This is a genomic window from Streptomyces monashensis, from assembly GCF_001866665.1.
GTDB classification, from domain to species: domain Bacteria; phylum Actinomycetota; class Actinomycetes; order Streptomycetales; family Streptomycetaceae; genus Streptomyces; species Streptomyces monashensis.
Genome location: NZ_MLYO01000107.1, coordinates 1 through 26,211, shown reverse-complemented (window position 1 = coordinate 26,211; position 26,211 = coordinate 1). Strand labels below are relative to the sequence as shown.

At 68.8% G+C, this 26,211-nt stretch carries 27 protein-coding genes and 5 pseudogenes; 16 read left to right on the top strand and 16 right to left on the bottom strand.

Annotated elements, in window-relative coordinates; translation table 11 throughout:
- Positions 1 to 686 precede the first annotated feature (686 nt).
- The 7 genes and pseudogenes from BIV23_RS42360 (at position 687) to BIV23_RS42330 (ending at position 7,206) form a co-directional block, all read left to right on the top strand.
- Positions 687 to 1,924 (top strand): annotated as a pseudogene (locus BIV23_RS42360) (IS256 family transposase).
- Between the two features lie 258 nt (positions 1,925 to 2,182).
- On the top strand, positions 2,183 to 2,842 hold the full coding sequence (locus BIV23_RS42355; RefSeq protein ID WP_245790919.1) for a rhomboid-like protein: 660 nt from the start codon (positions 2,183 to 2,185) through the stop codon (positions 2,840 to 2,842).
- A 621-nt stretch (positions 2,843 to 3,463) separates the two neighbouring features.
- Complete coding sequence (locus BIV23_RS42350; protein ID WP_245790918.1) at positions 3,464 to 4,321, top strand: polysaccharide deacetylase family protein; 858 nt, start codon at positions 3,464 to 3,466, stop codon at positions 4,319 to 4,321.
- 141 nt (positions 4,322 to 4,462) lie between these two features.
- Positions 4,463 to 4,637: pseudogene (locus BIV23_RS49985) on the top strand (transposase); the annotation flags it as partial.
- A gap of 10 nt (positions 4,638 to 4,647) precedes the next feature.
- The gene (locus BIV23_RS42340; RefSeq protein WP_071386323.1) at positions 4,648 to 5,085 is read left to right on the top strand and encodes an SMI1/KNR4 family protein; all 438 of its coding nucleotides are present in this window, start codon (positions 4,648 to 4,650) and stop codon (positions 5,083 to 5,085) included.
- A 222-nt stretch (positions 5,086 to 5,307) separates the two neighbouring features.
- On the top strand, positions 5,308 to 6,048 hold the full coding sequence (locus BIV23_RS42335; RefSeq protein WP_071386321.1) for a Type 1 glutamine amidotransferase-like domain-containing protein: 741 nt from the start codon (positions 5,308 to 5,310) through the stop codon (positions 6,046 to 6,048).
- Positions 6,049 to 6,912: 864 nt separating this feature from the next.
- Complete coding sequence (locus BIV23_RS42330) at positions 6,913 to 7,206, top strand: WhiB family transcriptional regulator (RefSeq protein ID WP_071386320.1); 294 nt, start codon at positions 6,913 to 6,915, stop codon at positions 7,204 to 7,206.
- A gap of 24 nt (positions 7,207 to 7,230) precedes the next feature.
- On the opposite strand, the gene BIV23_RS52915 is transcribed toward BIV23_RS42330, so the two are convergent.
- Positions 7,231 to 7,854 (bottom strand): hypothetical protein, encoded by a 624-nt coding sequence (locus tag BIV23_RS52915; protein WP_245790917.1) that lies wholly within the window; start codon positions 7,852 to 7,854, stop codon positions 7,231 to 7,233.
- A gap of 17 nt (positions 7,855 to 7,871) precedes the next feature.
- Between BIV23_RS52915 and BIV23_RS52910 the strand changes: the two genes are divergently transcribed.
- Positions 7,872 to 8,237, top strand: coding sequence for a hypothetical protein (locus BIV23_RS52910; RefSeq protein WP_245790916.1), 366 nt, complete (start codon positions 7,872 to 7,874; stop codon positions 8,235 to 8,237).
- Between the two features lie 1,244 nt (positions 8,238 to 9,481).
- Here BIV23_RS52910 and BIV23_RS42320 read toward each other — a convergent pair.
- On the bottom strand, positions 9,482 to 10,093 hold the full coding sequence (locus BIV23_RS42320) for a TetR/AcrR family transcriptional regulator (RefSeq protein WP_071386319.1): 612 nt from the start codon (positions 10,091 to 10,093) through the stop codon (positions 9,482 to 9,484).
- A gap of 145 nt (positions 10,094 to 10,238) precedes the next feature.
- Here BIV23_RS42320 and BIV23_RS42315 point away from each other — a divergent pair, with 145 nt between their 5' ends.
- From BIV23_RS42315 to BIV23_RS42305, 3 genes and pseudogenes are all read left to right on the top strand, one after another.
- The gene (locus BIV23_RS42315; RefSeq protein ID WP_071386318.1) at positions 10,239 to 10,973 is read left to right on the top strand and encodes an SDR family NAD(P)-dependent oxidoreductase; all 735 of its coding nucleotides are present in this window, start codon (positions 10,239 to 10,241) and stop codon (positions 10,971 to 10,973) included.
- A gap of 33 nt (positions 10,974 to 11,006) precedes the next feature.
- Positions 11,007 to 11,630, top strand: coding sequence for an NADPH-dependent F420 reductase (locus BIV23_RS42310; protein WP_071386317.1), 624 nt, complete (start codon positions 11,007 to 11,009; stop codon positions 11,628 to 11,630).
- A 141-nt stretch (positions 11,631 to 11,771) separates the two neighbouring features.
- A pseudogene (locus BIV23_RS42305) lies at positions 11,772 to 12,520 on the top strand (transposase).
- Between the two features lie 128 nt (positions 12,521 to 12,648).
- Here BIV23_RS42305 and BIV23_RS54220 read toward each other — a convergent pair.
- The 7 genes from BIV23_RS54220 to BIV23_RS47865 all read right to left on the bottom strand — a co-directional run bounded on the left by BIV23_RS54220 (position 12,649) and on the right by BIV23_RS47865 (position 17,074).
- On the bottom strand, positions 12,649 to 12,840 hold the full coding sequence (locus tag BIV23_RS54220; RefSeq protein ID WP_177240237.1) for a hypothetical protein: 192 nt from the start codon (positions 12,838 to 12,840) through the stop codon (positions 12,649 to 12,651).
- A 227-nt stretch (positions 12,841 to 13,067) separates the two neighbouring features.
- Positions 13,068 to 13,523 (bottom strand): MarR family transcriptional regulator, encoded by a 456-nt coding sequence (locus BIV23_RS42300; RefSeq protein WP_071386316.1) that lies wholly within the window; start codon positions 13,521 to 13,523, stop codon positions 13,068 to 13,070.
- Positions 13,520 to 14,014, bottom strand: a complete 495-nt coding sequence (locus BIV23_RS42295; RefSeq protein ID WP_071386315.1) for a MarR family winged helix-turn-helix transcriptional regulator — start codon at positions 14,012 to 14,014, stop codon at positions 13,520 to 13,522. Before BIV23_RS42295 ends, BIV23_RS42300 begins: the two co-directional genes overlap by 4 nt.
- A 1,298-nt stretch (positions 14,015 to 15,312) precedes the next feature.
- On the bottom strand, positions 15,313 to 15,600 hold the full coding sequence (locus BIV23_RS42285; protein WP_071386313.1) for a hypothetical protein: 288 nt from the start codon (positions 15,598 to 15,600) through the stop codon (positions 15,313 to 15,315).
- Between the two features lie 444 nt (positions 15,601 to 16,044).
- Positions 16,045 to 16,236, bottom strand: a complete 192-nt coding sequence (locus BIV23_RS42280) for a hypothetical protein (protein ID WP_071386312.1) — start codon at positions 16,234 to 16,236, stop codon at positions 16,045 to 16,047.
- Positions 16,233 to 16,586, bottom strand: coding sequence for a hypothetical protein (locus tag BIV23_RS42275; protein ID WP_071386311.1), 354 nt, complete (start codon positions 16,584 to 16,586; stop codon positions 16,233 to 16,235). Before BIV23_RS42275 ends, BIV23_RS42280 begins: the two co-directional genes overlap by 4 nt.
- A 158-nt stretch (positions 16,587 to 16,744) precedes the next feature.
- Entirely contained in the window at positions 16,745 to 17,074 is a 330-nt protein-coding gene (locus tag BIV23_RS47865; protein ID WP_079173756.1) for a deoxyxylulose-5-phosphate synthase, read from the bottom strand.
- Positions 17,075 to 17,509: 435 nt separating this feature from the next.
- Here BIV23_RS47865 and BIV23_RS42270 point away from each other — a divergent pair, with 435 nt between their 5' ends.
- From BIV23_RS42270 to BIV23_RS42260, 3 genes are read left to right on the top strand one after another with little or no spacing between them, the layout of a single operon-like run.
- Positions 17,510 to 18,319: an ABC transporter ATP-binding protein gene (locus BIV23_RS42270; RefSeq protein ID WP_071386322.1), complete on the top strand. Its 810-nt coding sequence runs from the start codon at positions 17,510 to 17,512 to the stop codon at positions 18,317 to 18,319.
- A complete protein-coding gene (locus BIV23_RS42265; RefSeq protein WP_071386310.1) occupies positions 18,316 to 19,077 on the top strand; it encodes an ABC transporter permease in 762 nt (253 codons plus the stop codon). Before BIV23_RS42270 ends, BIV23_RS42265 begins: the two co-directional genes overlap by 4 nt.
- A 15-nt stretch (positions 19,078 to 19,092) precedes the next feature.
- Positions 19,093 to 19,884 (top strand): MerR family transcriptional regulator, encoded by a 792-nt coding sequence (locus tag BIV23_RS42260; protein ID WP_071386309.1) that lies wholly within the window; start codon positions 19,093 to 19,095, stop codon positions 19,882 to 19,884.
- Positions 19,885 to 20,386: 502 nt separating this feature from the next.
- On the opposite strand, the gene BIV23_RS42255 is transcribed toward BIV23_RS42260, so the two are convergent.
- Positions 20,387 to 21,823, bottom strand: a complete 1,437-nt coding sequence (locus tag BIV23_RS42255; RefSeq protein ID WP_071386308.1) for a serine hydrolase domain-containing protein — start codon at positions 21,821 to 21,823, stop codon at positions 20,387 to 20,389.
- A gap of 578 nt (positions 21,824 to 22,401) precedes the next feature.
- Between BIV23_RS42255 and BIV23_RS42250 the strand changes: the two genes are divergently transcribed.
- Entirely contained in the window at positions 22,402 to 22,641 is a 240-nt protein-coding gene (locus BIV23_RS42250; protein ID WP_071386307.1) for a hypothetical protein, read from the top strand.
- A complete protein-coding gene (locus BIV23_RS42245; protein WP_071386306.1) occupies positions 22,641 to 23,018 on the top strand; it encodes a fic family toxin-antitoxin system, toxin component in 378 nt (125 codons plus the stop codon). The genes BIV23_RS42250 and BIV23_RS42245 overlap by 1 nt, the downstream gene beginning before the upstream one ends.
- A gap of 178 nt (positions 23,019 to 23,196) precedes the next feature.
- On the opposite strand, the pseudogene BIV23_RS49365 reads toward BIV23_RS42245, so the two are convergent.
- The 6 genes and pseudogenes from BIV23_RS49365 to BIV23_RS42225 form a co-directional block, all read right to left on the bottom strand.
- Positions 23,197 to 23,364 (bottom strand): annotated as a pseudogene (locus BIV23_RS49365) (IS30 family transposase); the annotation flags it as partial.
- A gap of 258 nt (positions 23,365 to 23,622) precedes the next feature.
- Positions 23,623 to 24,015 (bottom strand): hypothetical protein, encoded by a 393-nt coding sequence (locus tag BIV23_RS42240; RefSeq protein ID WP_071386305.1) that lies wholly within the window; start codon positions 24,013 to 24,015, stop codon positions 23,623 to 23,625.
- Positions 24,012 to 24,908 (bottom strand): alpha/beta fold hydrolase, encoded by an 897-nt coding sequence (locus tag BIV23_RS42235; protein WP_071386304.1) that lies wholly within the window; start codon positions 24,906 to 24,908, stop codon positions 24,012 to 24,014. The genes BIV23_RS42240 and BIV23_RS42235 overlap by 4 nt, the downstream gene beginning before the upstream one ends.
- 70 nt (positions 24,909 to 24,978) lie before the next feature.
- Positions 24,979 to 25,470, bottom strand: coding sequence for a winged helix-turn-helix transcriptional regulator (locus BIV23_RS42230; RefSeq protein ID WP_071386303.1), 492 nt, complete (start codon positions 25,468 to 25,470; stop codon positions 24,979 to 24,981).
- 309 nt (positions 25,471 to 25,779) lie between these two features.
- Entirely contained in the window at positions 25,780 to 26,028 is a 249-nt protein-coding gene (locus tag BIV23_RS52900) for a hypothetical protein (RefSeq protein ID WP_245790915.1), read from the bottom strand.
- A pseudogene (locus BIV23_RS42225) lies at positions 26,025 to 26,211 on the bottom strand (hypothetical protein); the annotation flags it as partial. The gene BIV23_RS52900 and the pseudogene BIV23_RS42225, both read right to left, overlap by 4 nt.

Below are 26,211 nucleotides of genomic sequence, written 5' to 3'. Positions count from 1 at the left end.
TGTCCCGGTCAATGTGATCTACATCGGCCTCGCGGGAGACGCGATGAGTGCGCCGTCCGCTCCGGCGGTCTACGCCAGGTGGTCGCACGGTGTGCGGAGTGGCCCCAACCGCCCCCGCCACCGTGCGCGCCCACCAGGGCGTCATCTGCGCTGCGCCCGGGCGCTGCGGATCGGTGGCACCGGCGGTTCACCAGCCGCTCCGGACACGACACCTGATCGGCCGGTCCCTGGCTCGGGCAGGGCCTCTGCGACGGCGACCACTTCCGGGTAGACCACCGATTCGCGTCCCACGCTCCGCCACCGGTCCAGGTCATTCCCTGCGTTGCCGCCCGAGACCTGGTGCAGCCGGCGCGGCCAGACCTTCTCCTGTTCCCAGTACAGGGCCTGGTCCCACCACCGGAACACCACTCATAGGCCAGGCCGAACACCCGCTTCGCTGCCACACCGGCCCGCCCCGCACCCCGCGCCACCCCTGCCCACCGCCGACGCGCGGCCACGACCTCTGGCAGCACGAACGTCGCAGTGTGCGCAGACTGATGGCTACCCATGAGCTGGTTGCGTCCAGGGAAGTGGTGTACGGGTTCGACCTGATCCGGGGGTTTGCTCCGGCATCAGGATGAGGCCCGCATAGATGAACGGCCACCGGCTGATCTTCGAGGTGTCGAAGCCCGAAGGAGATCAGCACGATGACCGCACCCGACAGTCTGCCCCTGCACGCCCTCACGGAAGACAATCTCGCCGCGGCGAGTCCCGATCTGATGCGCGCGATGGTCAAGACGTTCGCCGACGCACTCATGTCCGCGGAGGCGGACGCCCTCTGCAACGCCGAATACGGCCAGGTCAGCGACGAGAGAGTCAACCACCGCAACGGATACCGCCCGCGTGAGTGGGACACCCGGGCGGGCACCGTCGAGCTCGCCATCCCCAAGCTCAGGTCCGGGAGTTACTTCCCGCACTGGCTGCTGGAACGCAGGCGGCGGGCCGAGCAGGCCCTCATCAGCGTGGTCGCCACCGCCTACCTGCTGGGCGTCTCCACCCGCCGAGCCGAGAAGCTCGCCGAGTCCCTGGGCGTCACCAGCTGTCGAAGTCCCAGGTCAGCGCGATGGCCAAGCACCTGGACGAACAAGTCACAGCCTTCCGTAACCGCCCCCTGGATGCCGGACCCTACGCGTTCGTATGGGTCGACGCGCTGACGCAGAAGGTCCGCGAAGGCGGCCGGATCATCAACGTCCACGCGCTGATCGCAGTCGGCGTCAACGCCGACGGGCACCGCGAGATCCTCGGCCTGGACGTGGCCACAGCCGAGGACGGCGCCGGCTGGCTGGCCTTCCTGCGCTCGCTGATCGCCCGCGGCTTGTCCGGCGTCCAGCTGGTCCTCTCCGACGCGCACATGGGCCTGGTCAACGCGATCGGCGCCACCCTGCCCGGCGCGAGCTGGCAGCGATGTCGTACTCACTACGCCCGCGCACTGCTGAGCCAGGTGCCCAAGTCGGCCCAGCCATGGGTCGCAACATTGCTGCGGACCGTCTTCGAACAGCCCGACACCGACGCCGTCCAGGCCCAGATGCGGCACGTCCTCGACGCCCTGGAAGCCAAGTTCCCCAAGGCCGCAGCGCACTTGGACGCCGCTCAGGGCGATGTCCTGGCGTTCACCGCGTTCCCGCGCGAGATCTGGCGGCAGATCTGGTCGAACAACCCGCAGAAACGGCTGAACAAGGAGATCCGCCGCCGCACCGACGTGGTCGGCATCTTCCCCGACCGCACCGCCCTGATCCGCCTGGTCGGCGCGGTCCTGGCCGAGCAGAACGACGAGTGGACCGAGGTCCGCCGCTACATGGGCCTCGACCTGCTCGCCAAGGCCCGCCTCCACTCGATCGAGTCAGAAATCGACGACACCGTCCTCCCGACCGAACTCACCGCATAGCCTCAAAACGAGATCACCGAGTGGCCGTTGATACACCACTCCCGCGGACGTGACCCATGAGCTTGCATGCCGGGCGGACCCAACGGAGACCTACTACAGCATCGCTTGGTGAGAACCCCTCTCATGTTGGCCTCCGTCGGAACCGGTCGCGGTGGCTGACGGTCTCTTCCCGCGAAGGGCGGGCACATCGCCCTTGAGTGCCCGATCGCGGGTGACAAGCGTCGATCAAAAGCGTACGAAAGCAGGGAAATGAGGGCTGTGGAGACGTTGAGGCGGCGGCTGCCGGGCACCGCCGTATACGTGACGGCCCTGCTGCTCACCGCCTGGTGGCTGAGGGGACAACCGGCGGCGGAACGGGCCCGCTTCATGCGCCACAACAGCAGCAACGTGCACCACCTGGATGTCGGCAAGTGGTGGACCCTGTTCACGAGCGGTCTGGTGGTCGACGGTGTACCGGCCCTGGTCGGTATCGCCGCGGTGGCCGGGGTCCTGGGATGCGCCGAGTGGCGCTGGGGGACACTGCGCGCGTGCGGAGTCTTCGCCTTTGGTCACCTCACCGCGACTCTGCTCACCGAGGGCGCCCTGTGGCTGATGCACGTCGCCCATCTGCCAGGCGTGCCCACCCGGGCCCGTGACGTGGGCATCAGTTACGGTCTGGTGACGACCACCGCCTGCCTGCTCGCCCTCACCGCCGGCCGGCTCCGCCGCTATGGCCTGCCGCTGCTCGCCGCGGCGCTGACGGCCGCGCTGCTGTACGACCAGGAGCTCGCGGACGTCGGCCACCTGGCCTCCCTCGCGCTGGGCTCCCTCGCCGCCCGCACGGCGTGGCTGCGCGCCCCGTCCGGCCCCCAGTACGCACGATGCCCGTCGCACCCCATCCCGTCGGCGCCGCAGTGCCGAGCGGGAGTGCCCCGGTGAGGAACGAGGGCGTCGGTGCGGGCGGTACGCCAGGAGCAGTCCCGAACGGCGGGCGTTGAGTGGTTCGCTGTCCCAGGCCGACAGCCACGGGAAGAACTGCAGCGAGAACTGTTCGTCCCCGCCCACCACCAGCACTGCAGCAGCGTGCAGGACTCCGAGGCCGGCTCCGGTTCGACCGACCGGAATCACCATGGGGCCGGGCTCGCTGAGCCCACCTCCAGCCTCCTGCTGCGCGCCGTCCACCTGGCTTCATGGCTCACCTGCCACTGAGCTCATGCGCCAGGTCTCATCCACTCGCATCCACAGCCGTGATCAGGGTGCGGGTGTCGTAAGAAGACGCCGCGCGTGAGGACGGCGCGCGGGATGCGGGGGGAAGAGAACCGAGGGGTTGTAGCCGGGGTGCGGGCACTGGTGGAGTGTCGGTATTCGAGAGTTGCAGTATTCGCCCGCAGGGCGAGCGCCCTGTACCCGGCATTCGGGATGGTGGGAGTACACGCCAGGAGTACTCCCGCTCAACGCGTCCCTCACCGGCTGGACGCCCCGCACGCCCGTCGCCCTCCCGGGAACCGCCGCCGGCCCCTCCCTCTCAAGGGCAGGCTCCCGTCGGCCGATGGCGGTGGCATGGAAACGCATTCCGTCTTCGCTGCACACCCTCTTGTGGCCCGCAGCCTGCTCCGGGTGGCCATCGGGCTGTCCGCCGCCCTGTGGATGGTGGTACCCAGGCCCCCGGCCGCGATCGCCGGGACGGCCGCGCCGCGCCCGGCAGCTGCCGCGGACCAAGCGGGCCTGCGGGCGCTGTTCGGATCGGAGAACCGCGTGATCCGCACGCGCGAGCCCGTGGTCGCGGTGACGTTCAACGCAGCCTGGAACGACGCCGGCCTGAACCGCGTCCTCGGCGAACTCGCCCGCCGGCACGCGCCCGCCACGTTCTTCCTGACCGGCGACTTCGCCCACCGATACCCCGAGGCAGTGAGGAGGATCGCGACCGCGGGACACGGCTTGGGCAACCATTCCTACAGCCACCCCTACTTCAAGGACCTGACCGCGGCCGGAAGACGTCGCGAAGTCTTGGCAGCGGACCGGGCCCTGCGCGCGGCCGGGGCAGGAGGAGCCCTGACCCCGTTCTTCCGGTTCCCCTACAGCGAGACCAGCCCCGCGCAGATCAGGGAGGCCAACGGACTGGGATTCGCGGACATCGAATTCACCACCGACACCAACGGGTGGAAGGGCACCGAGGGCGGCATGACCGTGGACCGCGCGGTGCGCCGGGCGCTTCAGGCCCTGCGCCCAGGGGCGGTCCTGCAGATGCACGTCGGGGCATCCGAGGGCCGCACCGAGGTGATCGACGCTGAGGCCCTCCCACGGATCCTCGACGCGATCACCGCCCGCGGTTACAGGGTTGTCGACCTCCGTTCCCTCCTCACGTCTCCCTCCGCCCCGGGCAAGGTCGTGGACAAAGCCCCGAAATGCAACCGATGACCTGCATCGACCTGCCGAAACGGGGTGATGATCAAGGCTGTGAACCGCCCATTCAGCTCATGAACCCCAGACATCGTCGTACGCCGCTGCCGACTCGAACACCTCAGTCGGCGTTTGGAGGTTGCGCCAGCCGAAGGCCGCCTGGGCCGGCACCGCTGGGTGGTTGAGCGCACGATGTCCTGGCTGAACGGGTGCCGTCGCCATGCACCGACGCTACGAGCGCAAGGCCGAACACTTCCTGGCCTTCGTCGGCATCGCCAGCATGCTCATCTGCTACCGCCGATGCAGTACAGGCGCCCTGGAGGTGGTTGGCTAGGCTCCGGATCATGTGGAGACAGGCAGCGACAGCGATCTTTCCCGGCGTGGGCTTCCGGGAACCGGCCCAGGCATCCGATCTCGTCGCGGCGGAGACGCGACTCAGGCGAACGCTGCCGGCAGAGCTTCGGCAATTGCTCCTCGAAGGCAACGGGGTAATCGGGCGCACCCACGTGGACACCGTCTGGCCCATCGACCAAATCGTCGAGACAAACCTGCTCTTCTGGTCCGACCAGACGTTCGCGCAGCTCTACATGACGTTCGACGCCTTCCTCTTCTTCGGGGACAACGGAGGCGGCGACCAGTTCGCCTTCGTGCAGAAGCCCGAGCGTCCCGACATCTTCGTCTGGGAGCACGAGAGCGACAGTCGTCGATGGGTCTCCAACAACCTGCAGGACTACCTCGGCCGTTCGCTCCAAGCCGGTGGCGACGACTGGTATCAGCTGTAACGCGGCCGGCCCCCGGTCATGAGCCGACACCGATCAAGACACTGTCCAAGGAGTGGATCACGGGCTTGCCGTCGTTCTCGGTCCGCGGTTGGGCCCTGTTTTGTCCTGAGTGGAGAGGACTTCGCGTCGGCGGAGGGCCTATTCGATTGCGAACGGAGCCGATCGCTTGGCACCGTTCGGGACATCGTCCGCGTCTGGATCGTGAACTGAGGAGGCACCCTCGTGGCTGTCATTCCGGAACGTCGTTTGGCCCTCCTTGGAGGCGGCTTCTCCACCGACGACGATGGTCTGCTGGATGACTGGGTGCTTGATCAGGTGCGTGCGCCACGGCCCAAGGTGTGCTTCGTTCCGACAGCAAGTGGCGACGCCCCCGCCTACGTTGAGCAATTCCTCGCGGCATACCAGGCACGCTCCTGCGATCCCAGTGTCTTGCAGCTGTTTCGGCGGGACCTCGATGACGACGACCTGCGAACGTTCCTGCTCTCTCAGGACGTCGTGTATGTGGGTGGGGGCAACACCGCGAACCTGCTGGCGGTCTGGCGTGCGCACGGCGTGGACCGACTACTGCGCGAGGCCTTCGAGCACGGGACCCTGCTGTGCGGCATCAGCGCCGGTGCCAACTGCTGGGCCGAGAGCTCACATACCGACTCTTTCGGCCCGCTGACTCACCTGTCGGATGGGCTGGGTGTGCTCTCCGGCTCGGTCTGCCCCCACTACGACAGTGAGCCAGGGCGTCGATCGTCGTATCAGACGGCCGTGGCAAACCACGCTCTCCCGGCCGGCTGGGCAGTGGAGGACGGCGTCGGTGCCCTCTTCACCGACGGTCAGTTGACGGACACGGTGACTCGCACACCTCAGGCCCAGCTGTATCGGGTAGAGCCAGACGGGGACAACGGAGCCAAGGAACAAGCTCTGCCATGTCGTCTGCTCGTCCCGGCACATCAGCCCACTCCGCCCGCGTGAACTGGTGATGCGAGCGGCCCCGTCGGGCGCAAGAGAGAGCCTCCTGCTCGGTGTTGGAGGAGCGGAAACGCGTGGAGCGCCGTGCCTTGCCGGGAAGGGCTGGGCGCGGCGCTCCAGGACGCGGCCACTGGGTGGTGGTGTCGGTGACCACGAGGAACTGGTCGCTGCCGAGGTCCATCACGCCCCGGGCGTCCGTGCCCTGGGGAGGTTTGGCGGCGGCGTACTCTTCCGCCGACCAGGAGCCGCGGGGACCTCCAGCGGGTAACTGCTCAACCGCACGACGCACTGACCAGCACTCAGATCTCCGGCCACAAGGTCACCGTCAACGGCCACCCTGGCGACCTGGATGACAACGGCTCCGACAACCGCACCGTCATCTGGTCCGCCGGCACGTACACCTTCGTCATCAACACAGCCGACCCTCATGTCACCAATGCAGAGCTCCTCGAGATCGCCAGCCATCTGGCCTGACGGGAGTCGACACCGAACTCGCCAAGCTAGCGGTGCCGCGCGCTGGCGGCAGCGCGGCGCGGGCCATGGTCGAGTAGTTCGGGTGGCGATCTCGCTGAACGAAGGAATGCCGAGGTCAACTGCTCGTCGAGCTTGCGCCGCTCGGGCGTCGAGTTGTGCGAGCTCGGCCTCGGCTCCGGCGAGGCCGACCCTGAGTCCTGCGACCTCGCCGAGCCAGCCCTCGCGTTCGGCTTCGGCGATACGGTCGAGCAGGAACGGCCTGGCCAGTTTTCGGTGGGAACACCGGTATCGAGACACACAACTGCCGTCAGCCCAGCCCCACACGCAGCGGGCATGACCTGCGCAATAAGCTCGGTGCCGTCGCCGAGCCGTGAAGGGGCAGGGATGGAAAACATGCCGAGTCCGAGGGTTCACTGGCGTGAGGATGCCGCCTGCCGCCTGTTGACAGACCCGGACGAACTGTTCGCGGACAGCGCCGGCCAGAACCGGGCCAAAGCGGTCTGCACGGGATGCCCGGTGCGCACCGAGTGCCTGGCCGATGCCCTCGACAACCATCTTGAGTGGGGCGTGTGGGGCGGCATGACCTCGCGCGAACGCAGAGTACTGCTGCGCCGCAGACCCGACGTCGCCTCCTGGAGGCAGGTGCTGGAGGCCGCGGACAAGGGGACTGCGCCCCACGCCGGCTGAGCGGGTCATGGCCGGGTCCGGTTGCTACAGCAGCCCTCCCAACGCCAGTACGCACTCGGAGAGTTGCCCCCACAGTGTTCCTGCCGCGGTATCGGCTTCGGCTTCGGTGAGCCGATCGGCGGCGACCAGCAGGCTGGCGTGCTCGGCAATCTGCTCGGGTGGCAGGGTGCTGAACGCGGCGGCCCGGTCCAGGGGGAGTCCGCCGTCCTCGGCGGGTCCGAGGCGGCCGTCGGGGCATGTGCGGGCGGCGGTGTACAGGGCCAGGAGCCGGGTGGCGGCGCCCAGTTTCTTCTTCCTGATCTTCCGGTCGCCCACGACTTTCTGGGCCCAGCCGGAGATCCTGGCTCGGGTGGTCTTGCCGAAGGCGAAAGGGCGGGGATGCTCGGGCAGCAGCGTGGGGACGGTGAACGCGGTGGGGTCCTCGGGCTGGGAGGCCATCGTCTCGGCGACGGTGTGGGGCAGGCGCAGCCAGTCCGCCCCGACCAGACGGTGAAGCACCTTCTCGGCGTCGCCGGGGAGCCAGCCGGTGAGGTCCCGGCCGGTGATGTTCCCGGTGCCGGCGCGTGCAGCCCGCAGGGTGAGCAGGAGCACCGCGAGGCGGACCTCCGGCTCCGGGTTCGGGGCGTGGGACTGGGCGTAGTCCAGCACGGTGCGGGCTGCACGGCATGTTTGCGGGTCAGCAGCCGTTCCACCAGCGGCCCGTCGCTGGCACCGGTGTCGTCGACGGGCTGCCCAACTCGGTTGGTGTGCATCTCGCGGGTGGACTGCGCGGCCTTCTCGGCGCGCGTCGCCTCGTGGCGCAAGGAGCCGTCACCGCACACGCCGGCCCACAGACGGAAGGCGCGGGCCTTGCGCTCGTGGAGCTCGGCGAGCAGGGCGAGATCGGGCTCGGGCCGCTGCTGGTAGGCGCGGAACGCGTACCCGAGCTCGATGAGTTCCACCCGCAGCACGTCGGGCTCGAGGTCGTGCGGCACGATTCGCTGTGCGATCTTTCCCCACCGCTTCGCCCGCCGGGACGCCGGCCGCGGTGAGGCGGCGCGGGCACCGGGGACCGACACCGGTGCGGCGCGTGGGGACGACGAAGTACCGGCGGCGGGGGAGGGGCCGTGGTCGGAGAACACCGCCGTCAGGCTGTCTTCCGCCGTGCCGCCCGCCGGCTCTCGCTCCGAGGCCGGCTTCCCCGCTGATTCGGTCGCTTGGGTCCGTACCAGTGAAGTCAGTCGCTGCCGGGGTGGTCCGGGCGGGGGCGGTGTCCAGGACGCGGCAGCCAGGGAGGGCGGCCGCGCACCTGGCGCACATCTCCGCGATCCGCCACAGCCTTCCTGTCCGGTCCGCGTACACCGTCAAGGTCACCGGACCTGCACACCGCGCCGCCGCGGCGGCTGCCGGGCATGTCCGGCCGTGGTGTCCGGGGCGGGTGCCGGGGTCGGGGGTGTGCCAGGCGCAGTCGGCGGCACGGCAGCCGCACCCTGCCTCGCCGCGCGGCCCGCCGCCCGCGCGGATGGCTGCCAGGTGCCTGTCGACGTGTGCGACTGCGGCCTTACGGCCTTCCATGGCGTTGGGCAAGTGCTGGTCCGCGCAGGTCCGGTGGGAGCAGGAGAGCCTTACCGTGCCTGCGGTCGGCCGTGAGGGTCCAGAGGCACCGTCCACACCCGCCCCACGACCCGCTCCTCCTGCCACGTGCCAGCCTCCGCCGCCATATGTCCTCCCCGGCCTTGCCCCGGACAGGCTCCCATCATCGGGGATGCCAGCACCGGACAGGGGATCTTGGCCCTTATCAGCGGCCCCCTGTCATTCACCGTCGAAGGAGTGCCCAACGTGGCATGTGGCAGGGTAGAGATCCCCACCCTGGCCACGGAGTTGATCGTGCTGGGCATGCCTGCGGCCGGTCAGGACCTGCCGGGCCGCCGACTGCTCACTGCTTTTGTTCACTGAGCATTTTCAGCGTGGCCACTGTTCGGGTGACGGTGCCGGCGTGGGGGCGAAGTAGGTCCGCAACAGACGGGGCTCCCGTGCCGCTGGGCTGTCCGGTAGAGCGCTGAGGCTGTTCAGCACAACGGCAGCGGGCGGGACCAGCAGGACCAGGCCGACCACGTCGGCGGGTTCTCCAGGGCGCGCCGGTCCGCGTGGCGGGTTCTGCTGCGGCTTTCAGTGGGCGAGCGGCATTTCCGTAAAAGCCAGCAGGTCCGGGCCCGGTGCCGGGCGGCTGGTGTCGCGTACCAGCAGGTGCAGCCGCGACCAGCAGCGCGTCCAGCCCGGCCGGGGGAGTGCCACGTTAGCTCGACACTTCCTCCCGTCGTCGGTCATCGCCGGCTGTGGCGGGGATGGCGTTGTCGATGAGGACGGCGGCGATGGCGGCGGCGGTGGGGAAGGCGTCGGCGTTGAGGACCCGGGTGCGGGCCGCGGCGCCGTCGATGAGCAGCGCGAGCTGTTCGCCGAGCTGTTCAGGGTCGGCGGCGCCGGCTTCGCGGGCGGTGTCGGCGAGCCGCGCGGCGACGGCTTTCTTGTAGTCGCGTGCGTACTGGGATGCGGGGTGCTGGGGGTCGTGGAGTTCGACGGCGGCGGCGATGTAGGGGCACAGGGGGGTGGTGGGGGGGATGTCGAAGGCGGCGAGGAGCCGTTGTCGGGGCGTGAGGTCGGTGCGGTCGAACACGCCGGACAGAACGGAGGGGTCGAACCGGCGCAGGTACTCGGCGACGAGTTCGTCCTTGCCGGTGAAGTGCTGGTAGGCCGTGCGCTTGGACACCTCGGCCGCGGCGCAGAGCTGGTCCATGCCGGTGCGGTTGATGCCCTGCTCGCGGAACAGTCGCTGGGACGCGCTGAGGATGCGCTCGCGGGCGCCCCGGCCGCGGCGCCGGCCCGTGGGGCCCTTCTCCAACTCCGTCATGGGTCCATGCTACCCGAGCTGGGTAACGACCGGTGTACATAGTTTGCGTCCCGGCCACCCGCCCCGTACCGTAAGCACACAGGACGGTGTACATAACATCGTCATCCCAGGTGCGCACGGCACCACCGACCCAAAGGGAACGACCATGGGAAAGCTCGACGGCAAGGTCGCGGTCATCACCGGCGGCACCGCCGGCATGGCGCTGGCAGGCGCGAAGCTGTTCGTCGACGAGGGAGCGCACGTCTTCATCACCGGCCGCCGTCAGGACGCCCTGGACGAGGCCGTGAAGCAGATCGGCCGCAACGTCACGGGCGTCCACGGCGACGCCGCCGACCTGGACGACCTGGACCGCCTGTACGACACCGTCAAGCGGGAGAAGGGCAGCCTCGACGTGCTGTGGGCCAGCGCCGGAGGGGGCGAGCCCGCCCCGCTCGGCGAGATCACCGAGGCCCAGTTCGACACCTGGTTCGGGCTCAATGCCCGCGGCACCCTGTTCACCGTCCAAAAGGCCCTTCCGCTCTTCAACGACGGCGGCTCCATCCTCATGACCGGCTCCAACGCCTCCCTCGGCGCCTTCCCCGGCTGGAGCGTCTACGCCGGCAGCAAGGCCGTCCAGCAGGCCTGGGCCCGCATCTGGCTCAACGAGCTCAAGGACCGCCGCATCCGCGTCAACGTCCTGACCCCCGGCCAGGTCGCCACCGCCAAGCAGGAAGAACTCTTCGACGAGGCCACCAAGCGCCAGTTCGAGTCCCTCATCCCCCGCGGCCAGATGGGCCGCCCCGACGAGATCGCCACCGCCGCGCTCTTCCTCGCCTCCGACGACTCCAGCTACGTCAACGGCATGGAACTCGTCGCCGACGGCGGCACCACCGCCATCTGAACCGAACAACACACAACCAGGGCAGGACAGCTCATGAGCAACATCAGCATCATCGGCACCGGGAACATGGCCCGCACCATCGGAGCGCGGGCGATAGCGGGCGGCAACACCGTCGAGGTCATGGGCCGCAATCAGTCCAAGGCCGCTGACCTGGCCAAGGCGCTCGGCGGCGGCACCACGACGGGAGAATGGGGGACCGCTCCGGCCGGGGACATCGTCATCGTGGCCCTGTTGTACGACGGTGTCGTGCCGGCCGTCGCCCAGTACGGAGACGCTCTCGCGGGCAAGGTCATCGTCGACATCAGCAACCCCTTCAATTCCACGTTCGACGGGCTGGCCCACCGCGAGGAGACCTCGATCGCGCAGGAAGTCGCCAAGGCCGCCCCGGCCGGCGCCAGTGTGGTGAAGGCGTTCAACACCGTCTTCCGTCATGTCCTGGAGAAGGGGCGGCCCGACGTCTTCCTTGCCGGCGACAACGCGCAGGCCAAGGCAAGTGTGGAGGCGTTCATCGAGAGCCTCGGGCTGCGCTCGCTGGACGTCGGCGGCCTGAAAATGGCGCACTGGCTGGAAGGAGCGGGCGTGGTCACGGTGGGCCTCGCCAACCACGGGGTGGGGAACTTGAACTTCGCCCTCAGCATCACCGAACTTCCCGTCTGAGTAAACGATTGACCGAGCCTTTTCGGAGCGGCTGCCGACCGGGGGACGGAGCCGGCGTGAGGGCGGGGTGCGCAACGCACAGGGTTCCCGTGCCGTTGAGGGAGGTGTCCGTAGCCTCAACTCAGCAGCACAGGAGCCCTGTTGGTTCCCTACCCGGCCGCACTCGACCTCCCGCACACCCTGGTCGAGTGGGTCACGATGCTCATCGTCACCCGTGAGGGTGACAGGCGCTGCAAACTCCCGCCGCACCGGCGCGCACTGGTCGCGCTGGTGTACTTGCACCGCCACGACACCCTCGCCCGGATCGCGGCCGGCTTCGGGATATCCGTCGGCACCGCCCACGCCTACGTGACCACCGTCACGAGCCTGCTCGCCGACCGGGCCCCGGGCCTGCTGAAGACGCTGCGCGAGTACGGTCCCGAGTTCGTCCTGTGGACGGCACCCTCGCCGAGTGCGACCGCGTCGGCGGAAGCCGCGCTGATTACTCCGCCAAGCACCGCCGCCACGGCGTGTACGTCCAGGTCGTAACCGATCCGATCGGCGAGGTTCTGTGGATCTCGCCCGCGCTGCCGGGCCGCACCCACGACCTGACCGCGGCCCGCACCCACAAGATCATCCGGATCTGCGAATGCCAGGGTGTCCCCATCCTCGCCGACCGCGCCTACACCGGTGCCGGCCTGCACGTCACCACTGGCCTGAGACGTCCGCACGGCGGGGAACTCACCCCCACCCAGCGCACCGTGAACCGCGCCCTCGCCCAGACCCGAGCTCCCGTCGAACGCGGCATGGCGCGACTGAAGTCCTGGCAGATCTTCCGCAGATCCCGCATCAGCCCAAACCGCATGACCATCATCGCCAAAGCCATCCTCACCCTGGAGAGGCAACGCTGAAAACGCTCACTGTCTCCGCCGACCCCGCGACACTCTGAAGGACCAACTACGTGAGCGACACCTCGCAGCAGTGGGACGACATACTCGCCACAACCCCGGTCGAATGCGGACACTGCCACGGACCCGTGTCACCGCCACCGCCCGGGACCGCCGAACCGCACTTCCGGTGTCCGAACAACACGTTCGCCGTGTGCGCGGCCGCCGCGCAGGTCCTCAACGGCACCGCCCGGCAGGTCCACGGCACCGACATCGCGGCTGTCGTGACGAATGGCCGGGTGACCGCGCCCGCCGTGGACTTCGCCAAACAGCAGCGCCTCCACGTGGTCGACCGCCGCACCCTCGGGACATGGGCGTCCGACTCACGACCCCTGTGGGGACTTTGTCGGGCGTACGCCTCGCGGTCGGTCTCGCTGAGCACGTACGGTTCGGGCCCGCGGTGTTCGGGGACGCGGGCGGGGGAAGACAGCCACCGCCACACCGTGCGTTCGCTGACCCAGGCCCTCGGCGGCCAGCCGCACGTGCGCGGCCGACAGCACCGGTCGGGAGGTCAGGCGGTCAGCGCCGCAAGCTCCGCGTTGGCGCGCTCGGTGACAAGGGCGAGGACGCGGCCGGCGGCGGTCAGGTCCGCAGCGGGTATTCCGCCCCAGATGCGGGCGCTGACAGGGGCAGTCTCCGCGCCGACGGCGGCGATCAGCTTGCGCCCTGCGTCCGTGGGGCGAAGGTGCGGGCCGTCCGTATCAAGCAGTTGCTTGGCGAGCAGCGCGTCGAGAGTGGTACGGATGTCGGCCGGATCGGTCTTGAGGGAGTCCTGGATCTGGGCGACGAGATCGTCCGGTGTCTGCGGGGTGTCGGCGGTGAGGGCGGTGCGCAGGGCGATCTGCTGCTGGAACGTGATGCCGTGCCGGGTCAGGACGTGCTCCAGGACGCCGCGGGCGGCGTAGTGGGCCAGGGCGAGGTCGCGGGCGTTGGCGACGGGTTCGGTGGTGGATGCGGTGGTGGTCATGGTGTTGTCCCCTGAGTGCTCTGGTCGTTCGGTACGGATGGAGCGAGAGGTGCGTCGAGCAGGGTCGTCAGCTGGTCGGTGAACGCGTGGGTCCCCGGGGCGTCGAGGCCGCCGAGCGGCTCGAGCAACTGCTGAAGCAGTTCCTGGACCACCACGATGGCCTGCCGCACGACGGCCTGGCCCTGCTCGGTGAGGGCGAGCTGCATGGCGCGCGGGTCGCGGGGATCACGGGCGCGCTCGATCAGACCGGCCGACTCCAGGGCGCGAGCCAGCTTCGAGACATACAGCGCCTCCAGGCCGGTGTGGTCGGCGAGTCGGCGCTGACTGGGCCGCTCGCCGGCGCGCTGCATGCCGTGCAGTGACGCGAGCAGTGAGTACTGCGCGTGGGTGAGGCCCAGTGGAGCCATCGCGCGATCGACCGCGACGCGCCACTTGTTGGCGAGCCGCCATACCAGGAAACCGGGCGTGGGGCCCGGCGAACCCTTGCTCATGCCCAATAGATTACATGGATACTATGTCCATGGCTATTATTTTCGGACAGCCGTAACGATGGCACCCGACTCCGCGCCGCGACGGGCCGACGGAACGCCTCCAGTGGGCCCGCTTCCGCCCCGCCACATGATCAAGACCGAAGACAGGCCCTAGAAGGCTGATGAAGATCTTGCTCTGACCGCCCGACTCGCACCAGATTGCCGTTGAATGTCAATCGTCCTAAAGTGACGCAATCCGGGCGCGATTTCAAGATCTTCAGGGCACTTCTAGCGGCGGGGCAGGAGCGAGCGCCAGGTGAAGCGTCGGCGGCGGGCGGGGGTAGTGGGTGCCTGCTGGGGCTGGTTCCAGCGCGTCGCGGTGGTGGCGGCGGCGGTTGTGGGGTTGTCCGTTCTCGGTGTGGGGGTCAGCTCTGCTGCCGGCGGTGAGGGTGTGCCTCCGCAGATCACCGCTGTGGCCAACTCGGCGGCCAACGCCGTGGCCACCGGCGCCGATTTCTACGCCCCGCTGCCAGAGCATGGGCACCCCGGGTCCGAGCAGGGTCGCGACGAGCACCACGGCGACGAGTAAAGACGCGTTGGGGGCTCGCCCCCCTTTTTTTGGCGCCGGCGAGGGTGCATCGGCTTTCCGGGGAAGCCTGATGCGTACCGTACGAACTCGGCATTCCGGTTCGGCGCCGCGTCGGTCTGTTCCGCGGCGTGCTGAGTGACACTCCTGCTGAAGGCGGCCCGGACGCGGGCTGCGGCATTCTGCTCCGACCTTTTTCAGGCCCGGGCGCACGCCGGTCACCGGCACACGCGCCCGGGCCTTGGTGTTGAGGAAGGTGGCGCATGTTCACTTGGCGCATGTTCACTTGGGGAAGGCTGCCGCCCTCTCAGGGCTGATGGGAGCTATTGCCGTGTCCTGTGCCGGCGCCGGACACGTTGATGCGGACGGGCCCGGGGGCGACTGCCGGGGCAGCGCATGAGCCGGCACCGTATGCGTGCACGAGAGCAGGACCCGCACCGGTGAGGACGGCACGCACGGTGTCAGGCGTGGCGGGACTGCTTGGCGGCCGCCCGTGGGCGCGTGGTGATTCGGAGCGGCCGGCCGGTGGGTGGCGGATCCGTCGGCGCCGGGCCGGTCGTGGCCTGCTCCGCAACGGCAGGGCTGCCCAAGGGGTTCAGGAAGAGGCCGCCCGTCGGGATCTGAGCGTTGCTGGGACAGCCGCAGTCCCCGGTATCCAGCCAGTGGTTGGATACCGGAGACTGCCGTTGCGGGTTGCGTGCCGGGGCCCGGGAGTGACTGCTGTGTGCCCGGGTCAGAAGGCGCTGTTGTTGCAGCCCATGCTCGAACCGAGGTGGCTGGGCTGGGCGCCCGGGTTGCCCTCACCGTTGAGGGCGTTGCCCAGTGCGCCGTTGATGAGGCCGACCGCGCCGAGCACGTCGACGTTCAGGTCGTGCGATTTGCACTGGGAGCTCTGGGTGATGGCGAAGTGGTCCCCGTGCTCGCCGCCCTTGCCGCCGTCGCCCGCGTAGGCCGTTCCGCTGACGAGGCCGATGCTGCCGAGTGCGGCGACCAGGACGGCGACGTTGCGAAGCTTGCGCATGTCATCTCCGTGGAGTGAGTGAATGCGATCTGTGAAGATCGACTTTTACAGTGATGGGAGATTAGTGCGAAGTGCTACCAAAAAGGGCAATGGCGCGCCGCTTTCGTGATCGTCTTCGACTGCTTCAGGCCGCTGGGGCACATGCTCGCCGACTTCGGCACAGGCGCTGCTCCGGCTCCCTCGTGCCGTACCTCAGCGAGCGGCGGTTGGTGCTCCGTGGGCGCGGGCCGGCCAGCGAGGAGGCGCACCGTGCGGTGCGCCTCGGTGGGGGTGAGTGGCTCGGCGAACTCGGGGCCGGCGGCCGGAGGCCGAGGGGCTGGGCGGCACCAGCGGCAGAAGGCGTTGGCGGAACTGCTGCGCGCGGCGATGAGTTGACGCAGCGCTGGTGTTGGGGCCGTGCAGGCTGGGGCGGCGTCGGGTGGCGCCGCGACTGGCAGCGGCGAGTCAGGCGAGGGCGTTCTCCTCGTCCAAGAGGTTCTCGGATGTGACCTTGCTGGTGCCGCACTGCCGGTAGGCCTCGACCCAGGCGACGTACTCGTCGAGGAAAGCCCGGCGCTGTCGATGGGTGGACTTGGAACCGAGCGTCTCGACGAAGCGGGTAGCGGCGGTCGTCGCGCGCGTGGGGATGATCGTCACGAGTTGCTCCAGCCCAGGGACTTGCGGACCGTACGGACGGTCCGGGCGGTGGGGGCGATGAAGGCGGTCAGCGGTTGCAGCGCGCCGCCACACTGCTCGCCGACGGCCGCGATGTCGCGGTGGCGCCGTCCGCGGGTGCCCTTGCCGGCGGCGTCGACGCTGTCGAGTTCGTGGACGACTTTGCGGCGGGCGTTGAAGAACGGCTGGTGGGCTTCGAGTACGTCGTCGGCCAGAGCGGCGTCCTTCTTCAGGCCGAGAGCGTTCCGACAGCGGGCGAGTTCCTCGGCCCCCTGGATGCTTGGTCCACTGAGGTCCTCGACGTACCACTCGATCAGAGATCGAAAGAACAAAAACTTCTGGGTGGGGTGGGACTATTCGCCTGAGCAGCCCTCGTCCTTGCCGGGAAGCAGGTGCGGTGCCGGATGGGGAGGAAGGTCACCGCGGCCGGTCATACCGAGCTGACGAGTCAGATGACCGGACACGTATGGCTGCTCTGTTGCGCCGAGGGCTACGGCAGCTCGTGGCGTACCAATGCACGCGCGAACGGTTCACCGGTCTTTCGCGCGTATGCCATTCGCTCGCGCACCTCGCTGAGTGTGCGCGGACGATAGCCAGGGCCGCCACAGCAACTCTTGTGGAAGCGGACACCGGCATTCAAGAGCACCGACAGGGTCCGCCAGGCAGCGGTGTCGCGCCGCCGCGGCGGCGCGAAGGCCGAACCCGCATGGATCAACGGCTCGGCACAGCGCGGGCAGAGCCGGTCGTGGTCACCGAGGTAAGGCTGCTTGTAGGAGGCCCGACAGGGCAGGCAGACATAGGCGGTCTTCGCGTGGGCCATGCTCGCCAGAGTACGGCCCGTCCGGGATGAACTCGACCAGGTTGCTGTAGTCGCCGAGATCGCCTTTTGACCCGGCCCCGGCTGGCTCCTGGGTTCCGGCACTCAGAGCGCTCACTCTTGGCTGCTCCAGGTGCCAACGAAGTGCGCAGGTGCCAACTCCCGTTGTGACCGTTCGCGGTTGTTGGCGATTCAGGCTGGGCGGTTTCGCTGCTCCCGGGCCTTCTGTTCACGCGGGTTGGCCGGTTTTGTTCGCGATAGCTGGCGAGATACGGGGCTTACTGGGTCACGAAGAGTGCTTGACCGGACATCGGTGCCGGCGATCTGGAAGCCGCGGTCGGAGCCGGCTTGACCTTGACGCTGGGTCAACCCTCCATCCTTCCGGCAGGGGCGTCCTCGCAGACGCGAGGAACAGCTCCGCAAAGGAGGCAGATGACCATGACGGCCCAAACGATCGCCGGTCCGGCGATTCGCGTACGGGGTCTGGAGAAGTCGTACGGGAAGCTCGAAGTGCTGCGCGGCGTGGACTTCGAGGTAGCGCGGGGCAACATCCTCGCCCTGCTCGGCTCCAACGGGGCGGGCAAGACCACGACCGTACGGATCCTCGCCACGCTCCTGAAGTCCGACGCGGGGACAGCCAGCGTCCATGGCTTCGACGTCGCCACGCAACCGGCGAATGTGCGGGAGTCCATCAGCCTTACCGGGCAGTTCGCGGCCGTCGACGAGATCCTCAGCGGTTGGGAGAACCTTGTACTCGTCGCCAGGCTGCGCCACCTCAAGGACCCGGACGCGATCGCGGATGACCTGCTGAGGCGTTTCTCCCTGACCGGCGCCGGCCCGCGGAAGGTGTCCACGTATTCGGGTGGGATGCGCCGCCGGCTGGACATCGCGATGAGCCTCATCGGAAATCCGTCCGTGATCTTCCTGGACGAGCCGACGGCCGGACTCGACCCCGAGGCGCGCATCGAGGTGTGGCATGCCGTCAAGGAGCTCGCCGAGTACGGCACGACGGTGCTGCTCACCACGCAGTACCTGGACGAGGCTGAGCAGCTCGCCGACCGGATTGCGATCCTCCACCAGGGTCGGATCATCGTGAACGGCACCCTTGCCGAGCTCAAGCAGCTCTTCCCGCCGGCCAAGGTCGAGTACGTCGAGAAGCAGCCGACTCTGGAGGAGATCTTCCTTTCGGTCATCGGCGGCGGCGAAAAGAGCGACGCCACTCGCACGACAACTGGGGGCCAAGGATGACCGCGTACTTCCTCAGCGACACCGCCGCGCTCACGGGGCGGTCCCTGCGCCATGTCACACGCAGTATGGACACCATCATCACGACCGTCATCACGCCGGTCGCCATGATGCTGATGTTCGTCTACGTGTTCGGAGGCGCCATTGATACCGGGTCGGTTTCGTACGTGAACTACATGCTGCCCGGCATCCTGCTCATGACCATCGCATCGGGCATCTCCTACACCGCGTACCGGCTGTTCACCGATGTGAAGAGCGGGATCTTCGAGCGATTCCAGTCCATGCCGATCGCGCGGTCGGGTGTGCTGTGGGCGCATGTCGCCACCTCTCTGGTCGCCAACCTGATCGCGCTCGTGCTCGTCGTGGGCGTCGCTCTGCTCATGGGCTTCCGCTCGGGAGCAGGAGTGTCGGCATGGCTCGCGGCCGCCGGCATCTTGCTCTTGTTCACCTTGGCGCTGACCTGGCTCGCCGTGATCCCCGGGCTCTCCGCGTCGTCGGTCGAGGGAGCGGGCGCGTTCGCCTACCCGCTCATCTTCCTGCCGTTCGTCAGCTCGGCGTTCGTGCCCACAAAGACGATGCCCGGCCCGGTGCGCTGGTTCGCCGAGAACCAGCCGGTGACGTCGATCGTCAACACGATCCGCAGCCTGTTCGCCCAACGGCCGGTCGGCGACGACATCTGGACCGCCCTCGCCTGGTGCGTCGGCATCCTCGTCGTCGCGTACGTCTTCGCGATGGCCGCCTATCGCCGGAAGATCGCCTGAGGCAGTCTGAGACTCATGCTCACCATCAGCCAGCTGGCGGCCTACGCCGGGGTGACGGTGCGGGCGGTACGCCACTACCACAAGGTCGGGCTGCTGCCCGAGCCCGAGCGCGACCGGTCCGGGTACCGGATCTACAACGCCGCCGCGGTCGTGCGACTGATCCGGATCCGCACCCTGGCTGATGCAGGCGTGCCGCTGGCCAGGGTGCAGGAACTCCTCGACGCCGGCCCGGAGGAGTTCGCCGGCGGTGTCCAGGAGATCGACAAGGATCTGCGCGCCGAGATCCGGCGGCTGCAGGACACCCGCAGCCGGCTCGCCCGGCTCGCCGCCGGAGAGCACCTAGCGCTTCCACAGAGCGTCGTGGACTATCTCGACCGGCTGCGCGGTCTCGGCGTCGGGGAGCGGTATATCGAGCTGGAGCGGGACGCCTGGATCATGATCGCCGCGCAGGTGCCGCACCTGATCGACTCCGTGATTGCCAGGAAACACGAGGAGCTGGACGACCCCGACATGGTGAGGCTCTACAGCTTCTTCACCGGGGAACCCGACTGGCGGGCCGGCGATCCACGGATCGTCGAGGTCGCCGACGTCCTGGAGCGCCTGATGATTCGCGCCGTGGAAGCCGGCGAGGTGGGTGCCGACGGTTTCGACGATCAGTTCGTCGCCCTGATGGACTCAACCATGCTTGAGTCCGCACCGGGCGCCGAACTGGTGCTGGCGATTCTGGAGGAGCGCGGCTGGAGTGGCTGGACCCGCATCGAGCGAGTTCCTGCTGACAGGCTCAACACTGAGCTGCCGCCGTCTTGAAGGCAGGTCACAGCTCAGTTGAAACCGACCCCGGCTTTCAGCTTCTGTTCGCGCAGCCACATGCGGTCCTGCCGGCGCGCAGTGAACCAAGACGAACAGCGACGTCTCATCACCCCAACCGAAACGCCGAGGCTAGACCACGTCTCGGGACACGACGATCCGCCGTCCGCACACGCACGGCAAACGGCGCACGGCTTCACCAGCTCACTGAGGAAGAGCCGCACTCTTTTCACACAGCGCCATCACCCACAGCAGGTCCCGCAGGGAGCCGCGGGTATCGGCGCTGTCCGGCCACGGTGTACCAGGGGCACAAGGCGGCCGGCATGGGGTGGCTGACGGGTACCGGCGGCCACCGCCTGCACACCTTCGGCTGTGGTGTCCTGCTCAGCGGCACCTGCGGCTTCTCGTCGTGCTGGAACCATCCTGGCCGGGGAACCGGGACATCTCCATGAACCAGTGGGTCCAGGACACCGACGCCTTCCAGCGGTCCTTCCGGCCGGGCTCAATCCGACCGCACCGGGGCTCGCATCGCACGTAGTGGTCCTGCGTGCAGAGGACCCGTTCGCCAGCGCGCTGAGAACGTCCGGTCGCTGAGGGAACAGGTCACCAGCAGGTGGTGCGGCGTCTCCAGGAAGCCCACGTCGACGGCCAGGGTGTCGGTGCCGGTCCAGCCGCCGCTCACGGCGGTGGGTACGGGCTCTTCGTGCACGGTCCAGCCGTCGCCGAGCGGCAGGTCGAGCCGGTCGCCGTCCTCGGTGAGGGTGAGCGTCCACCCGTGCGGGCCCTTCGCCGCCTCGGCCGCGGTCAGTCCCGGCTGGTCCGGGCAGTCACCGCCGTACGGAGTGAACGCAGCTCCGTCCCAGTCGCCGGACCGCGCCGGGGGAGCGGGTCTGCCCGCAGCGGGGGGCAGGGCGAGCCGTGCCAGCCGCTCGGCCAGGGCGGCGTCGCCGCTGCCGAGCAGCGGCCGGGGACCGAAGGCGGGCAGCAGGTGCTCCCAGACCAGGTCAAGCACGGCCTGCATCTGAACGGTCTGCGCCGTGATCGCCACCACCGCGTCCTGCTCGGGCAGCACCACGCAGAACTGCCCGTACGCCCCGTCGCCTCGGTAGCCGTGCCGGGACATCCAGAACTGCAGGCCGTAGCCCTGCTGCCAGTCCGACCGCGCCGCCTCGGGCGTTGCGTCGCCGGTCGCGACGTGGGCGCGTGTCGCATCGGCGACCCAGTCCTGCGGCAGCAGCTGCCTGCCCTGCCACGCTCCGCCGCGCAGGTACAGCTGGCCGAGCCGGGCGACGGCGTCGGTGGTCGCGTGCAGGCCGCTGAAGCCCAGCTCGCGACCGCCGCGGTCGCGCAGCCATGCCACCTCGCCGATGCCCAGCGGATCCAGCAGCCTCGGCCGCAGGTAGTCGGTCAGCGACTGCCCCGTGACCCGCTGCACGATCGCGGCGAGCGTGAACGTGGCGGGCTGGTTGTAGGCGAACACCGTCCCCGGCTCGCTCTCCGGAGGCAGCAGTAGGAATCCTCGGACCAGGTCCTTGGGATCGAGCGCGCGGGCCCGGCCGAGCGTGTCCGCGGTGTGCCCGCTCGCCATGGCGGCCACGTGTCGTACCCGCATGGCTCGGCTGCGCGGGTCGGTGATGTCCGCCGCGAACTCGGGGAAGTACGAGATCACCGGGTCGTCGAGGCGCAGCAGACCCTCGGCGGCGGCGAGGCCCGCGGCCGTGGAGGTGAAGCTCTTGCTGAGTGAGTACAGCAGGTGGGGGCGCTCCGGCGCGTACGGCGCCCACCAGCCGGCGGCGACGAGCCGGTCGTGCCGCAGGAGTATCACACTGTGCGGTTCGATGTCGGGGGCCGCTTCGAGGGCGTCGAGGAAGGCGTGTACGCCGGTGGCGTCGACGCCTTGCTCGGCCGGGGTGCCGATGGGCAGGAGACTCGGACTCATTCCGCCATCCTGTACGTCCGTGTGGTGCGGATCGAGGGGTGGGCTGGCCGTCGGTGGACCGTTTTCGGCCACGTCCTCCGGGGACCGGGCGCTCATGGTGCGCCGTATGAAGTCGAGGTTGCTGGTGAGCGCCCGCTGTTCGGCGGCACCGTCGCGCGCGCCGCTTCGTTCCTGAGCCGGGCGCTTTCTTCTCCTTGCCGAGCACCCGCAGTTGGCTGGCCATGGCGTATCCGGACAAGCCGCCGGCACCGCGGCGGATGCGGATGACGGCGCCCATCCAGGATGTCAGCGGGCCGCCGTAGCCAGTCGCGGCCAGCGGCCCCAGCCGTTCTCGGCCCACCCGCTCGCCCAGCCGGCGGCAGCACACCCGGTCGGCGGGCAGTGGCCGCGGCATGGGTGCCGCCAGGGCAGAGCACGGTCGCGAGGATCGCACGCTCGGCGTTCGCGATGTCGCGAGGGTTGCACGTTGTAGGAGTCCGGGCCTTCCCGCGCCGGGTCGCTGAAGCGCGAGCCCCTCTTGACGCGGCCGGGCAGTCGGACGCCTCCCGTCGAGTGGTAACAGCTGTTACCATCAGGGGATGGCGAAGACACAGCTGGGCGCGCGCGTCGATGCGGAGATCAAGCAACTCGCCGAGGCCCGTGCCGCTGACCGCGGCCTGAGCCTCGGCGACTACATTGCGGTCCTCGTGCGGGAGGACACCGGCGGGCTGCGACAGCGAGGACTGGACGCCGCGGAGCGCTTCCTCGCGGAGCACCAGGGGGTCTTCGACGAAGCTGAAGACGCCGACCGCCATACCCCGGGAGCGCACGCCGCGTAATGGATCTGTACATCGACGTCCCCTGGATCTTGCAGGTCGCCGAGCTGGCGGGCGCCGGGGATCCGGCCCCCGACGACTACGGGGTGCCGGTGGCCGCGGTCGCCTGCCACCGGGCCGAGCTGCTCGAGCAGGCCGTCTACGACGGCCCCTACGCCCGTGCCGCCGCTCTGGTGCACATCCTCGGCCGCTGCCGCTGGCTGGAGCGCTCCAACATGGCCGTCGCCGCCGCGACCGGCGTCATGTATCTGGAGGCCTCCGGCATCCCGGTGAAACCCACCCGCGATGATGCGATGGCCTTGCGTGACCTGCTACGGGATCCCGCCTGTACCACCGCGCGGATCGCCTCCCAGCTGCGTTCCTGGCCGCAGGCCACCTGATCCGCACACTCCGTCCGTCCCTGCCCCGAGCCTGCGTCGGCGGGGCTTTCGACAGGCAGAGCCGTGAAGCCGCCGGTACGGCCGCACCTGACAGCCGGACCGGTGTCCGACGTGTTCGGTCGGCACATCGGCCCAGCGGACCCCTTTGCGTAATAGGTGGGACGGGGCGGCGGCAGAGGTATCGGCGTAGCAGGCCGTTCGTGTTCTCGTTGGTGCCGCGCTGCCAGGGGCTGTGCGGATCGGCGAAGTAGACCGGGATGCCGGTCTCAATCGTGAACTGGGCGTGCGCCGACAACTCCTTGCCCCGGTCCCAGGCCAGCGATCGCCATAGTTGCTCGGGCAGGGTGCCGCGTCTTGCCTGCCATGACCCTCAACTTCCCCTGCAGCCAGGGTCTCTACGCTACGAGGGGAAGGTCACATGCGGACCGAACTGCCGCAGGCCGCACTGGAGATGGCGCTGTGGAGACGGAGGATCCAGAAGGACTCCGGCCTGGCGTACCGCACGACTGACATGGCCGTTCCCGGGTTCGTGCGCCGGCCCTTGGCATGTGTCCCGGGCGTGCTTCGCCCGGCCGGACGGCGTCGGCTCGATCGTCCGCGTGTCTCACATCACGGCATCGGTGTGCAGCGGGCCGGCGGTGATGTGGATGGTGCGGATCCTTCCGCTGTCGTCAAGGCGGTACAGGTGCATGAACGGAGCTCGTGCGGTGGTGTCCGGGTCGGTCTTCTTCGCCATGGTGGCCTCGCCGCGCAGGAACAGGACTCCGCCGGGGGCGTCCCAGCACTCCAGGACGGTGTGATCGATGTGCAGTGGCTCGTCGATCTTGACGAAGAACGCTTTGATGGCCTCGGCACCTATCACGTGGGCGGTGCCGAAGAACATCTCGGTGTCGTCGGTCATCCGGGCGAAGCCCTCGCCGAAATCGAGGGCGTCGATCTCGTGCATGAGCTGTCCGACCCATCTCGGTACCGGGGCGGGGGCGGCACGCTGCGTCATCGTTCTCCTCCTTCCTCTGATTCTCTGGTGTCGTCGTCCGGTCGGGCGACGGGACGGGCTGCGAGGAAGGCGTCGATCGCCGTGTTGACCTCGTCCGGGTTCTCCCGTGCGGCCAGGTGGCCGGTGTGCAGCAGCACGCGGAAGGTGCTGCCCTTGATGGCGTCGGCCATCCTGCGCACCGCGTGTACGGGGAACTGGCTGTCCTCCTCGCCGGCGATGATCAGGACAGGGATGCCGGCGGGAATGGTCGCCAGCAGTCGGTGCTCGTCCCTGCGTCCGATGAGGATGCTGCGCAGCGCCCAGGCCACGGACTTGGGGTCGTTGTCCAGCACGACGTCGATGTACTCCAGGAACTCGGGGTTCTCGGTTTGGGCGGTCGGTCCGGCGAACGCCGAGCGCGCGGCCCTGGCGGCCAGTCGCGGCATCCGCGCGTGCATCGCGAGGTAGGCGGTCAGTCCGGTTGCCCAGACGCTCTCGAATGTCGTGGGCAGCGAGGCGGTGCAGTTGATGCCTATGGCGGCGGCGGTGCGCTCGGGGTGGTACGCCGGGAACACCCCGGCCAGCATGCCGCCCCAGCTGTTGCCCACCAGTACGCACCTGTCGATGCCGAGCGCGTCCAGGACCTCGGCCAGCGCGTCGGCGCATTCCTTGAGGTCGATGATCCGCCGTAGCGCGTCGGACCTGCCGTGTCCGGGGCTGTCGACGAGCACCACGCGGTGCGTGGGAGCGAAGTGCTGGTACTGGAAGCGCCACATGGTGCCGTCCATCATCAGACTCGGCCAGAAGACCATGGCCGGACCGTCGGTCTGACCGCCCACCCGCACGTTCAGCAGGCCGAGGGATGTCGGTATCAGCTTCTCGGTGACGTCGTTGAGCCAGTCCGTCGGTGACATGGTCACTCCTCACCCGAGGTTCGAGTAGTGCCGCTACCAGTAGCGTACTGCAAGTAGTAGCAAAAGATGACTACTTGACGTCGGTCTCCTCGGTCATCTCCTCTGTGTTCACTCCCGCCTTCGCCGGGAGTGGCTGCAAATCGGCCGCTTCGATGGGCTGGTGACAGTGACTGCAGGCGAGATAGGGCTCTGTCTCGTATCCGCAGGAGGTGTGCAGCAGGGGCCGCGCCGGCATCGCCTCGCCGTCGGCGCGGCTCTCCGCCCAGCGGGTGACCGCCACGACGGCCGGCACCACCAACTCCCGCGCACCCTCGGTCAGCCGGTACTCGTACCAGGGCTTGTCCTCCCGGTACGCGTGCTTCTCCAGCAGGCCCAGCTCGGCGAGGTGGTTCAGCCGCGCCGTGAGCATCGTCGCCGAGATGCCCAGCCCGCGCTTGAGTTCGCCGAACCGGTGGACGCCGAAGAAGACCTCGCGCAGGATCTGGTAGTTCCAGCGCTCCGAGACCGCCGCCAGGAACGCTTGCCCATGCCGGAAGACCACCGGCCGTGCTTTGTCCGCCACAGGGACTCCTCCTGGTATGGATCCAAAACTAGTATCAATATGATACCTATGCGGCGGAGAGTGGGCCCCATGGACTCGGCGAATGAATGGTCGGGGTTGTGTCGGTGGGTTGGTTGGCAGCGGGTTCTGAAGTGGTAGATGGCCTGTTTAAGTGGACGTTAAGTCCGTTTCTGGTAGCGGCCTCGTCCGGGTTGAGTGAGGAAGCCTTGTCGGACGAGGCGTCCGAGGCGGCTGCGGGTGACGTTGACGGTCGCCTCGTCGGTGGGCATGCCGAGGAGTTCGTGCAGCTCACGGGCTCTGAATACCTGGTCAGGGTGCTGGTTGAAGGCGTTCACGATGGCCTGGTAGGCGGTGCCCGTCTCGGGCGGGCCCGGGTTCGGCTCCTGCCGGCGCGACCTCCGCGATGACCTTCCGGGCGGTGTCCAGGTCCGCGAGTCGGGCCTCGGTCTCGGCCAGGGCAGCGGTCAAGTGCTCGATCCGACCGCGTAGTTCTGCGGCTCGGGCGGTGATCTCGTCGTGCTGGGCCTGGAGGCCGGCGAGAAGTTCGGCGACGTTCACGCGGCCAGTCCCAGGGAGTCACGCCAGGGGGGACTCGGCGTGGTGAGGCGGCGGGTCATGTTCGCGGTGGAGGGCCAGTAGACGCGCGAGGCGGAGGTGTCGGGCCGGTGGTCGTACTCACGGGCGAGGCGCCGGTGCAGCAGCAGCGTGCCGTTGGTGGAGAGTCGGCCCGAGGCGCGGTGA

Excerpts from the sequence above, each read along its gene's own strand:
- BIV23_RS42350 (WP_245790918.1), top strand. The coding sequence starts at position 3,464 with ATGGAAACGCATTCCGTCTTCGCTGCACACCCTCTTGTGGCCCGCAGC.
- BIV23_RS42340 (WP_071386323.1), top strand. The coding sequence starts at position 4,648 with ATGTGGAGACAGGCAGCGACAGCGATCTTTCCCGGCGTGGGCTTCCGG.
- BIV23_RS42330 (WP_071386320.1), top strand. The coding sequence starts at position 6,913 with ATGCCGAGTCCGAGGGTTCACTGGCGTGAGGATGCCGCCTGCCGCCTG.
- BIV23_RS52910 (WP_245790916.1), top strand. The coding sequence starts at position 7,872 with ATGTTTGCGGGTCAGCAGCCGTTCCACCAGCGGCCCGTCGCTGGCACC.
- BIV23_RS42320 (WP_071386319.1), bottom strand. The coding sequence starts at position 10,093 with ATGACGGAGTTGGAGAAGGGCCCCACGGGCCGGCGCCGCGGCCGGGGC.
- BIV23_RS42315 (WP_071386318.1), top strand. The coding sequence starts at position 10,239 with ATGGGAAAGCTCGACGGCAAGGTCGCGGTCATCACCGGCGGCACCGCC.
- BIV23_RS42310 (WP_071386317.1), top strand. The coding sequence starts at position 11,007 with ATGAGCAACATCAGCATCATCGGCACCGGGAACATGGCCCGCACCATC.
- BIV23_RS42300 (WP_071386316.1), bottom strand. The coding sequence starts at position 13,523 with ATGACCACCACCGCATCCACCACCGAACCCGTCGCCAACGCCCGCGAC.
- BIV23_RS42295 (WP_071386315.1), bottom strand. The coding sequence starts at position 14,014 with ATGAGCAAGGGTTCGCCGGGCCCCACGCCCGGTTTCCTGGTATGGCGG.
- BIV23_RS42285 (WP_071386313.1), bottom strand. The coding sequence starts at position 15,600 with ATGCGCAAGCTTCGCAACGTCGCCGTCCTGGTCGCCGCACTCGGCAGC.
- BIV23_RS47865 (WP_079173756.1), bottom strand. The coding sequence starts at position 17,074 with ATGGCCCACGCGAAGACCGCCTATGTCTGCCTGCCCTGTCGGGCCTCC.
- BIV23_RS42270 (WP_071386322.1), top strand. The coding sequence starts at position 17,510 with ATGACGGCCCAAACGATCGCCGGTCCGGCGATTCGCGTACGGGGTCTG.
- BIV23_RS42265 (WP_071386310.1), top strand. The coding sequence starts at position 18,316 with ATGACCGCGTACTTCCTCAGCGACACCGCCGCGCTCACGGGGCGGTCC.
- BIV23_RS42260 (WP_071386309.1), top strand. The coding sequence starts at position 19,093 with ATGCTCACCATCAGCCAGCTGGCGGCCTACGCCGGGGTGACGGTGCGG.
- BIV23_RS42255 (WP_071386308.1), bottom strand. The coding sequence starts at position 21,823 with ATGAGTCCGAGTCTCCTGCCCATCGGCACCCCGGCCGAGCAAGGCGTC.
- BIV23_RS42250 (WP_071386307.1), top strand. The coding sequence starts at position 22,402 with ATGGCGAAGACACAGCTGGGCGCGCGCGTCGATGCGGAGATCAAGCAA.
- BIV23_RS42245 (WP_071386306.1), top strand. The coding sequence starts at position 22,641 with ATGGATCTGTACATCGACGTCCCCTGGATCTTGCAGGTCGCCGAGCTG.
- BIV23_RS42240 (WP_071386305.1), bottom strand. The coding sequence starts at position 24,015 with ATGACGCAGCGTGCCGCCCCCGCCCCGGTACCGAGATGGGTCGGACAG.
- BIV23_RS42235 (WP_071386304.1), bottom strand. The coding sequence starts at position 24,908 with ATGTCACCGACGGACTGGCTCAACGACGTCACCGAGAAGCTGATACCG.